Genomic DNA, 11,062 nt, shown 5'->3' with positions numbered 1-11,062 from the left:
CCTTCAGCCTTCATATAGCGGTGGGCTTAGCCTGACAGCTGCTCCATCAATGTGCCGTCTACAACGTGCACCAGCATGGTCAGCGTGGGTTCCCGGGTCATATAGCGGAACCGGATTGGTAGCACTGCGGAGTCACTTTCGCAGGGTGCATAACGGGGGAGATCTRAAAACGCCTGAAGGTCTGTGGAAGGATCCCTCTTGGTCGCCTCGAGCACCTCTAATGTAAACAACGCTACCGCTATCAATGCCGACAGCACCGACGGTGCAACCCGCCGGCTCTCCTTCGCAAAGATTCACGAACCGCTTGACGTTCCGAATCTGCTTGCCCTGCAAACGGACAGCTTCGACTGGCTGGTCGGAAACGAACGCTGGCAGGCACGCGTCGCGAAGGCCGTCGAAGAAGGCGACCTCAGCGTCGCCACCACGTCGGGCCTGTCTGACATCTTCGAAGAGATCTCCCCGATCGAGGACTTCCAGGGCACCATGTCCCTGAGCTTCTCCGAGCCGGAGTTCGCTGACCCGAAGTACACCATGGCCGAGTGCAAGGACCGGGACGCTACGTACTCGGCTCCGCTGTACGTCAAGGCCGAGTTCATGAACAACAACACGGGCGAAATCAAGCAGCAGACCGTGTTCATGGGCGACTTCCCGCTGATGACCGAGAAGGGCACCTTCGTCGTTAACGGCACCGAGCGTGTCGTCGTGTCCCAGCTCGTCCGCTCCCCGGGTGCCTACTTCGAGCGCACCGCCGACAAGACCAGCGACAAGGACATCTTCACCGCGAAGATCATCCCGTCCCGCGGCGCCTGGTTCGAACTCGAAATCGACAAGCGCGACCAGGTCGGCGTCCGCCTCGACCGCAAGCGCAAGCAGTCCGTCACGGTGCTGCTGAAGGCCCTCGGCTGGACCGAAGGCCAGATCCTCGAGGAATTCGGCCAGTACGACTCCATGCGCGCGACGCTGGAGAAGGACGCGACCGAAACCCGCGAAGACGCCTTGCTGGACATCTACCGGAAGCTGCGACCGGGCGAGCCGCCCACCGTCGAGGCTGCCCAGTCCCTGCTGGACAACCTGTACTTCAACTCCAAGCGCTACGATCTGGCCAAGGTTGGCCGTTACAAGATCAACCGCAAGCTCGGCATCGACCGCTCCCTTGGTGACAAGGAAGCCTCCGTGCTGCACGTTGAAGACATCGTTGCCATGATCAAGTTCCTGGTAGCCCTGCACGCCGGTGAGAAGACCCTCACGGGCAAGCGCGACGGTCAGGACCACGAACTCCGCGTCGAGATCGATGACATCGACCACTTCGGCAACCGCCGCATCCGCGCCGTCGGCGAGCTCATCGAGAACCAGGTCCGCACCGGCCTGTCCCGTATGGAGCGCGTTGTCCGCGAGCGGATGACCACCCAGGACGTCGAGGCCATCACGCCGCAGACCCTGATCAACATCCGCCCCGTCGTGGCAGCCATCAAGGAGTTCTTCGGAACKTCCCAGCTGTCMCAGTTCATGGACCAGAACAACCCGCTCTCGGGYCTSACCCACAAGCGCCGCCTGTCCGCGCTTGGCCCGGGTGGTCTGTCCCGTGACCGCGCCGGCATGGAAGTCCGTGACGTGCACCCGTCCCACTACGGACGTATGTGCCCCATCGAAACCCCTGAAGGCCCGAACATCGGCCTGATCGGTTCGCTGGCTTCCTACGGACGCATCAACCCGTTCGGTTTCATCGAAACCCCGTACCGCCTTGTTTCCGAAGGTGTCGTCTCCGATGAGGTCCAGTACCTCACCGCCGACGACGAGGCCGAGGTCCTGATCGCTCAGGCCAACGCGCCGCTCGACGAGAACAAGCGTTTCGCCGAAGAGACCGTCCTGGTCCGCGCCCGCGGTGGTGGAGGCGAGCCCGTGCTGGTCCCCGCCGCCGACGTCGAGTTCATGGACGTCTCCCCGCGCCAGATGGTGTCCGTGGCTACCGCCCTGATCCCGTTCCTCGAGCAYGACGAYGCCAACCGTGCACTCATGGGTGCCAACATGCAGCGCCAGGCTGTGCCGCTGGTCCGTTCCGAGGCGCCGTTCGTCGGCACCGGCATGGAGCGCGCCGCCGCTGTCGACGCCGGTGACGTCACCATCGCCAAGAAGGCCGGTGTGGTCACCGAGGTTTCGGCTGAACTCGTCATCGTGCTCAACGACGACGGTACCGAGACCAACTACCGGATCAACAAGTTCGCGCGTTCCAACCAGGGCAACTGCTACAACAACCGCGTCCTGGTCAACGAAGGCCAGCGCCTGGAAGTCGGCGGCATCATCGCCGACGGCCCGGCAACGGACCAGGGTRAACTCGCCCTCGGTAAGAACCTGCTCGTGGCATTCATGTCATGGGAAGGCCACAACTTCGAGGACGCCATCATCCTGTCCCAGCGGATCGTGGCCGAAGACGTCCTGTCCTCGATCCACATCGAGGAGCACGAGATCGATGCCCGCGACACCAAGCTTGGTGCCGAGGAAATCACCCGTGACATCCCGAACGTGTCCGAGGAAGTCCTGGCAGGCCTGGACGAGCGCGGCATCATCCACATCGGTGCCGAGGTTGAGGCCGGCGACATCCTGGTCGGTAAGGTCACCCCCAAGGGCGAGACCGAGCTGACCCCGGAAGAGCGCCTGCTGCGCGCCATCTTCGGTGAGAAGTCCCGCGAAGTGCGCGACACCTCCCTGAAGGTTCCGCACGGCGAATCCGGCACCGTCATCGGCGTCCGCGTCTTCGACCGCGACAACGACGACGAGCTGCCCCCGGGCGTCAACCAGCTGGTCCGCGTCTACGTGGCCGCCAAGCGCAAGATCACCGACGGCGACAAGCTCGCCGGCCGTCACGGCAACAAGGGTGTTATCTCCAAGATCCTCCCGATCGAGGACATGCCGTTCCTTGCCGACGGCACCCCCGTTGATATCGTCCTGAACCCGCTGGGTGTTCCGGGCCGTATGAACGTCGGCCAGGTGCTCGAAACCCACCTTGGCTGGGTTGCCAAGACCGGTTGGAAGATCGAGGGTGAGCCCGAGTGGGTCAAGCAGCTGCCGAACCTGCCGCGCGAGAGTGGCCAGACCACTGTTGCAACGCCGGTCTTCGACGGTGCGCGTGAAGAAGAAATCACGGGCCTGCTCGACTCCACCAACGTCACCCGCGACGGTGACCGCCTGATCAACTCCTCGGGCAAGACCCGCCTGTTTGACGGCCGCTCCGGCGAGCCGTTCCCGGATCCGATCTCGGTCGGCTACATGTACATCCTGAAGCTCCACCACCTGGTGGACGACAAGATCCACGCACGCTCCACCGGCCCGTACTCCATGATCACGCAGCAGCCGCTGGGTGGTAAGGCACAGTTCGGTGGCCAGCGCTTCGGTGAAATGGAAGTGTGGGCGCTCGAAGCTTACGGCGCCGCCTACACGCTCCAGGAACTCCTCACGATCAAGTCGGATGATATCCACGGTCGTGTGAAGGTCTACGAAGCCATCGTCAAGGGCGAGAACATCCCGGAGCCGGGCGTTCCTGAGTCCTTCAAGGTCTTGATCAAGGAAATGCAGTCGCTGTGCCTGAACGTGGAAGTGCTTTCCACGGACGGAACCACAATTGAAATGCGTGACTCTGATGACGCAGTCTTCACGGCTGCGGAAGAACTGGGCATCGATCTGTCTCGTGCAGAGCCCAGTTCCGTAGAAGAGGTTTAGCAGGTGCCGTACGACGGCGGGTGATCCCGCCGTCGTACGCCACCTCCCTCTTCCCGTAACCCAAGACTTCAGAATTTAGAGAACAAGAGAGAACAGGGACCATATGTCCAGCGAATCCTCCTTCGGCCTCATGCAGATCGGCCTCGCCACCGCGGAAGACATCCGTGGCTGGTCTTACGGCGAGGTTAAGAAGCCGGAAACCATCAACTACCGCACGCTCAAGCCTGAGAAGGACGGCCTCTTCTGCGAGAAGATCTTCGGCCCGTCCCGCGACTGGGAATGCTACTGCGGCAAGTACAAGCGCGTGYGCTTCAAGGGCATCATCTGCGAGCGGTGTGGCGTTGAGGTCACCCGTGCCAAGGTGCGCCGTGAGCGCATGGGCCACATCGAACTGGCCGCCCCGGTCACGCACATCTGGTACTTCAAGGGTGTCCCGTCCCGCCTGGGCTACCTCCTTGACCTGGCACCGAAGGACCTCGAAAAGGTCATCTACTTCGCTGCCTACATGATCACCAGTGTCGATGCTGACGCCCGTCACGAGGAACTGCCCAACCTGCAGGTTGAGCACGACATCGAGAAGAAGCAGCTGATCGACAACCGCGACTCCGACATCGCCACGATCGCCCGCGACCTCGAAAACGAGATCGCGCGCCTCGAAGGTGAAGGTGCCAAGGCTGCCGACAAGAAGAAGGCCCGCGACTCCGCCGACCGCCAGATGGCCAACGTCCGCAAGCGCGCGGATGCTGAGATCGAGCGCCTCGAGCAGGTCTGGGACCGCTTCAAGAACCTCAAGGTCGYCGACCTCGAAGGCGACGAGGGCCTGTACCGCGAACTGCGTGACCGCTACGGCATGTTCTTCGAAGGTTCCATGGGTGCCGAAGCCATCAAGAAGCGTCTTGAAGGCTTCGACATGCAGGCCGAGTCCGACCTGCTGCGCGACATCATCGCCAACGGCAAGGGCCAGCGCAAGACCCGCGCCCTGAAGCGCCTGAAGGTTGTCAACGCGTTCCTGACCACCAACAACAGCCCGCTCGGTATGGTGCTGGACGCCGTCCCGGTGATCCCGCCGGAACTGCGCCCGATGGTCCAGCTGGACGGCGGCCGCTTCGCGACCTCCGACCTCAACGACCTCTACCGCCGTGTGATCAACCGCAACAACCGCCTCAAGCGCCTGCTTGATCTTGGTGCCCCGGAGATCATCGTCAACAACGAGAAGCGCATGCTTCAGGAAGCTGTTGACAGCCTCTTCGACAACGGCCGCCGCGGCCGTCCGGTCACCGGACCGGGCAACCGTCCGCTGAAGTCCCTGAGCGACATGCTCAAGGGCAAGCAGGGCCGTTTCCGCCAGAACCTCCTCGGCAAGCGCGTCGACTACTCCGGCCGTTCGGTCATCGTCGTCGGCCCGCAGCTGAAGCTGCACCAGTGCGGCCTGCCCAAGCAGATGGCCCTGGAGCTCTTCAAGCCGTTCGTGATGAAGCGCCTGGTTGACCTCAACCACGCACAGAACATCAAGTCGGCCAAGCGGATGGTGGAGCGCTACCGCCCGCAGGTCTGGGATGTCCTCGAAGAGATCATCACCGAGCACCCGGTACTGCTGAACCGTGCACCTACCCTGCACCGCCTCGGCATCCAGGCGTTCGAACCGCAGCTTGTTGAAGGTAAGGCCATCCAGCTTCACCCGCTGGTTTGTGGCGCGTTCAACGCTGACTTCGACGGCGACCAGATGGCAGTCCACCTGCCGCTGAGCCCCGAAGCCCAGGCCGAAGCCCGGATCCTGATGCTGTCCTCGAACAACATCCTGAAGCCGTCCGACGGCCGCCCGGTGACGCTGCCTTCGCAGGATATGATCATCGGCCTCTACCACCTGACCACCAAGCGTGTCGGTTCAGCTGGCGAAGGCCGGATCTTCTCCTCCGTTTCGGAAGCCATCATGGCGTTCGACCTGCACGAGCTGCACCTGAACTCCAAGGTCAAGATCCGGCTCGAGGGCTTCGTGCCCTACGCCGGATGGGAAGCTCCGGAAGGCTGGGAACAGGGTCAGACCGCACTGGTCGAGACCTCTCTCGGCCAGGTCATCTTCAACCAGACGCTGCCCGCGGACTACCCGTGGGTTGAGGCTGTTGCCGACAAGGGCGAACTGTCCCGCATCGTCAACGACCTTGCCGAGCGCTACCCGAAGGTCGTCACCGCGGCAACGCTGGACAACCTGAAGGATGCCGGTTTCTACTGGGCAACCCGCTCGGGCGTCACGGTCGCCATCTCCGACATCGAGGTCCCGGCCTCCAAGCCGGMSMTCCTCGCCGGYTACGAGACCATGGCYGCSAAGATCCAGGGCCAGTACGACAAGGGCCTGATCGACGACGACGAGCGTCGCCAGGAACTGATCGARATCTGGAACAAGGCCACGAACGAGATCGCCCAGGCGATGCGTGACAGCCTGTCCCCGATGAACACGATCAACCGCATGGTGTCCTCCGGTGCACGTGGTAACTGGATGCAGGTCCGTCAGATCGCGGGTATCCGTGGCCTGGTGGCCAACCCTAAGGGTGAAATCATCCCGCGTCCGATCAAGTCCTCCTACCGCGAGGGCTTGTCGGTGCTGGAATACTTCATCGCCACGCACGGTGCCCGTAAGGGTCTGGCCGATACCGCCCTGCGTACCGCCAACTCGGGTTACCTGACCCGTCGTCTGGTGGACGTCTCGCAGGACGTTATCGTCCGTGAAGAGGACTGCGGCACCGAACGCGGCCTCGTCACCCCGATCGCGGTCGCTGACGCCAACGGCGAGCTGGTCCTTGACGAAAACGTCGAGAACAGCGCCTACGCCCGTACCCTGGCCGTGGACGTCGTTGACGCCAAGGGCAAGGTCCTCGCGGCGGCCGGCACTGACTGCGGCGACGTCGTCATCGCCGAACTGTTCGCAGCCGGCATCACCGAGGTCAAGGTCCGCTCCGTACTCACCTGTGAGTCCAGCGTCGGCACCTGCGCCCTGTGCTACGGCCGTTCGCTGGCCACCGGCAAGACCGTTGACATCGGCGAGGCCGTCGGCATCATCGCCGCACAGTCCATCGGTGAACCCGGTACCCAGCTGACCATGCGTACGTTCCACACCGGTGGTGCTGTCTCCGCCGGTGGTGGCGACGACATCACCCAGGGTCTGCCGCGTATCCAGGAGCTCTTCGAAGCCCGTACTCCGAAGGGTGTCGCACCGATTGCTGAAGCAGCCGGCCGCATCACCATCGAAGAGTCCGAGCGCCAGATGCGCCTGGTCATCACCCCGGATGACGGATCCGAAGAGATCGCCTACCCGGTGCTGCGCCGTTCACGTCTTCTCATCGAAGATGGCGATCACGTCAGCGTTGGCCAGAAGCTCATCAACGGTCCGGTCGACCCCAAGCAGGTTCTGCGCATCATGGGTCCCCGTGCCGCGCAGAAGTTCCTGGTGGACGAGGTCCAGGGCGTGTACCGCAGCCAGGGCATCGGTATCCACGACAAGCACGTCGAGGTTATCGTCCGCCAGATGCTGCGCCGCGTCACGGTCATCGAATCCGGTGAATCGGATCTGCTGCCCGGCGAGCTCGCCGAACGCAGCCGCTTCGAGGACGCCAACCGCCGTGTGGTTTCCGAGGGCAAGACGCCGGCCTCCGGCCGTCCCGAGCTCATGGGTATCACCAAGGCGTCCCTGGCGACCGAGTCCTGGCTGTCCGCAGCTTCCTTCCAGGAGACCACCCGCGTCCTGACGCAGGCGGCCATGGAAGGCAAGAGCGATCCGCTGCTCGGCCTCAAGGAAAACGTCATCATCGGTAAGCTCATCCCGGCCGGCACGGGTCTCCCGCGCTACACCGAGGTCACGGTGGAACCGACTGAAGAAGCAAAGGCCAACCTGTTCACCGGCCCCAGCGCATTCAGTGACTTCTCCTACGACTCCCTGGGCGGCGACGGAGCTCCTGAGTTCCACGCCATCCCGCTGGATGACTACGACCTCGGCAGCGACTTCCGCTAACCGTAGGCAGCATTGAAGGATGGTCCCGCACCTAAAGGTGCGGGACCATCCCGCTTTAACCCGTCGAGTGTTTCGATACGGCCGTTTTGCCGAAGTGCCGGGGCCGGTGGGGAACAGTCGACGGCGGAACGGACTGCGGGGGAGGGGCGGAATCCGCGCCGATTAAGGGCTGGGGACCGTCCGTGTTAGACTTGAGACTAATTGTTATTGTGGCAGTGGATGAGTGCGCCGGTCAGTTAGACAGCTTGCAGCTGGATAGCCCGACCAGGACGACGTTTCCGGTTTGCAGGGTTCTTGTGCAACGTATGCCACATTTTCGCATGCCTAGGGGCAGTTCAGGATGAAAGTCCGGCGCCCCGGCGTGCGGTCCGACTATTAAGGCTTCGCCTCAGCTGCTCTGGAGAGATCTTCAAAGCTCGAGCGGCGGGGCGCAGCGACAAGAGAGCGGCCGCCAACGGCCGCTCCGGATAAAACGGAGAACACGAGAGTGCCTACGATTAACCAGCTGGTCCGCAAGGGCCGCACGCCTAAGGTCTCGAAGACCAAGGCCCCCGCGCTTAAGGGCAGCCCGATGCGCCGTGGTGTTTGCACCCGCGTTTACACGACGACCCCGAAGAAGCCGAACTCGGCTCTCCGTAAGGTTGCACGTGTGCGCCTCAACGGTGGCGTAGAAGTCACCGCCTACATCCCCGGTGTTGGCCACAACCTGCAGGAGCACTCCATTGTGCTCGTCCGTGGCGGCCGCGTTAAGGACCTTCCGGGTGTCCGTTACAAGATCGTCCGTGGCGCCCTTGATACCCAGGGTGTGAAGAACCGTAAGCAGGCACGGAGCCGCTACGGCGCAAAGATGGAGAAGAAGTAATATGCCTCGCAAGGGTCCGGCCCCCAAGCGGCCGCTAGTACTAGATCCCGTATACGGCTCCCCGCTGGTCACTCAGCTGATCAACAAGGTGCTCGTTGACGGCAAGAAGTCCACTGCAGAGCGCATCGTCTACGGTGCCCTCGAAGGCGCACGCGCCAAGTCCGGCGGCGACCCCGTTGCAGCCCTCAAGAAGGCCATGGACAACGTCAAGCCTTCCCTCGAGGTCCGCTCCCGCCGCGTCGGCGGCGCGACCTACCAGGTCCCCGTCGAGGTCAAGCCGGGCCGTTCCACGGCCCTCGCCCTCCGCTGGCTGGTTGGCTACTCCAAGGCCCGCCGCGAAAAGACGATGACCGAGCGCCTCCAGAACGAAATCCTGGACGCCTCGAACGGTCTCGGAGCCGCTGTGAAGCGCCGCGAAGACACCCACAAGATGGCCGAGTCCAACAAGGCCTTCGCACACTACCGCTGGTAATACTTCCCGGACGCCGCCGGCTCACCCGAGCCGGCGGCGAACGTGCAGTCCATCCGAAAGGGAGACACCGTGGCACAGGACGTGCTTACCGACCTTAGCAAGGTCCGCAATATCGGCATCATGGCCCACATTGATGCCGGCAAGACCACTACTACCGAGCGCATCCTGTTCTACACGGGTGTGAACCACAAGATCGGCGAAACGCACGACGGCGCTTCGACGACTGACTGGATGGAACAGGAAAAGGAACGCGGCATCACCATCACGTCTGCCGCCGTGACCTGCTTCTGGGAAAACAACCAGATCAACATCATCGACACCCCCGGCCACGTGGACTTCACCGTTGAGGTTGAGCGCTCCCTGCGCGTCCTCGACGGCGCCGTCGCCGTGTTCGATGGCAAGGAAGGCGTGGAGCCGCAGTCCGAGACTGTTTGGCGCCAGGCTGACAAGTACAACGTCCCGCGCATCTGCTTCGTCAACAAGATGGACAAGCTCGGCGCTGACTTCTACTTCACCGTCGACACCATCATCAGCCGCCTCGGTGCCAAGCCGCTCGTTATGCAGCTGCCGATCGGCGCCGAGAACGATTTCATCGGCGTCGTCGACCTGCTCTACATGCGCGCCCTGGTCTGGCCCGGCGACTCCAAGGGTGACGTCACCATGGGTGCCAAGTACGAGATCCAGGAGATCCCGGCTGACCTCAAGGAAAAGGCCGAAGAGTACCGCGCAACGCTCGTTGAGACCGTTGCTGAGTCCTCCGAAGAGCTCATGGAGAAGTACCTCGAAGGCGAAGAGATCACGATCGACGAGCTCAAGGCCGGCATCCGCAAGATGACGATCAACTCCGAGCTCTACCCGGTCTTCTGTGGCTCCGCGTTCAAGAACCGCGGCGTCCAGCCGATGCTCGACGCCGTCGTGGACTACCTGCCGAACCCGCTCGACGTCCCGCCGATGGTCGGTCACGATCCCCGCGACGAAGAGAAGGAACTGACCCGGAAGCCTTCCGCTGACGAGCCGTTCTCTGCGCTGGCGTTCAAGATCGCCGCACACCCCTTCTTCGGCCAGCTCACCTTCATCCGCGTGTACTCCGGTCACGTGGAAGCAGGCGCACAGGTGGTCAACTCCACCAAGGGCAAGAAGGAGCGCATCGGCAAGCTGTTCCAGATGCACGCCAACAAGGAAATGCCGGTCGACGGCGCTACCGCGGGCCACATCTACGCAGCCATCGGCCTGAAGGACACCACCACGGGCGACACCCTGTGCGATTCGTCCAACCAGATTGTCCTCGAGTCCATGAGCTTCCCGGAGCCCGTGATCTCGGTTGCGATCGAGCCGAACACCAAGGGTGACCAGGAGAAGCTCTCCACGGCCATCCAGAAGCTCTCCGCTGAGGACCCGACCTTCCAGGTCTCCCTCAACGAAGACACCGGCCAGACCATCATCGCCGGCATGGGCGAGCTCCACCTGGACATCCTGGTGGACCGCATGCGCCGCGAATTCAAGGTCGAGGCAAACGTGGGCAAGCCCCAGGTCGCCTACCGCGAAACCATCAAGCGTGCTGTGGAGCGTCACGACTACACGCACAAGAAGCAGACCGGTGGTTCGGGCCAGTTCGCAAAGATCCAGATCGCCATCGAGCCCCTGGACACCTCCGAAGGCGAGATGTACGAGTTCGAGAACAAGGTCACCGGTGGCCGCGTTCCGCGCGAATACATCCCGTCCGTTGACGCTGGTATCCAGGATGCACTGAACGACGGCGTCCTGGCCGGTTACCCGGTTGTCGGCATCAAGGCGACGCTGATTGACGGCGCTTACCACGATGTTGACTCCTCGGAAATGGCGTTCAAGATCGCCGGCCGTATGGCTTTCAAGGAAGCTGCACGCAAGGCGAACCCTGTCCTGCTCGAACCGCTGATGGATGTCGAGGTCCGCACCCCTGAGGAATACATGGGTGAAGTTATCGGTGACCTCAACTCCCGCCGTGGCCAGATGCAGTCCRTGGAAGATGCCC

At 62.8% G+C, this 11,062-nt stretch carries 5 protein-coding genes; all 5 read left to right on the top strand.

The window, feature by feature from the left end; translation table 11 throughout:
* Positions 1 to 198 precede the first annotated feature (198 nt).
* Positions 199 to 3,714, top strand: a complete 3,516-nt coding sequence (rpoB, locus tag AC1DHD_RS09080) for a DNA-directed RNA polymerase subunit beta (protein WP_476879393.1) — start codon at positions 199 to 201, stop codon at positions 3,712 to 3,714.
* Between the two features lie 103 nt (positions 3,715 to 3,817).
* Positions 3,818 to 7,717 carry a DNA-directed RNA polymerase subunit beta' gene (locus AC1DHD_RS09075; protein ID WP_476879392.1) on the top strand — a complete coding sequence of 1,300 codons (3,900 nt, stop codon included), beginning with the start codon at positions 3,818 to 3,820 and terminating at the stop codon, positions 7,715 to 7,717.
* A gap of 487 nt (positions 7,718 to 8,204) precedes the next feature.
* Positions 8,205 to 8,579, top strand: coding sequence for a 30S ribosomal protein S12 (gene rpsL, locus AC1DHD_RS09070; protein ID WP_009358312.1), 375 nt, complete (start codon positions 8,205 to 8,207; stop codon positions 8,577 to 8,579).
* Position 8,580: 1 nt separating this feature from the next.
* On the top strand, positions 8,581 to 9,051 hold the full coding sequence (rpsG, locus tag AC1DHD_RS09065) for a 30S ribosomal protein S7 (RefSeq protein ID WP_026531948.1): 471 nt from the start codon (positions 8,581 to 8,583) through the stop codon (positions 9,049 to 9,051).
* 69 nt (positions 9,052 to 9,120) lie between these two features.
* Positions 9,121 to 11,062: elongation factor G (fusA, locus tag AC1DHD_RS09060; protein WP_476879391.1), on the top strand; the 1,942-nt coding region annotated here is incomplete at its 3' end.

Source organism: Arthrobacter sp. 05L45_2 (genome assembly GCF_056397525.1).
This window is presented reverse-complemented; position numbering and strand designations above follow the sequence as displayed.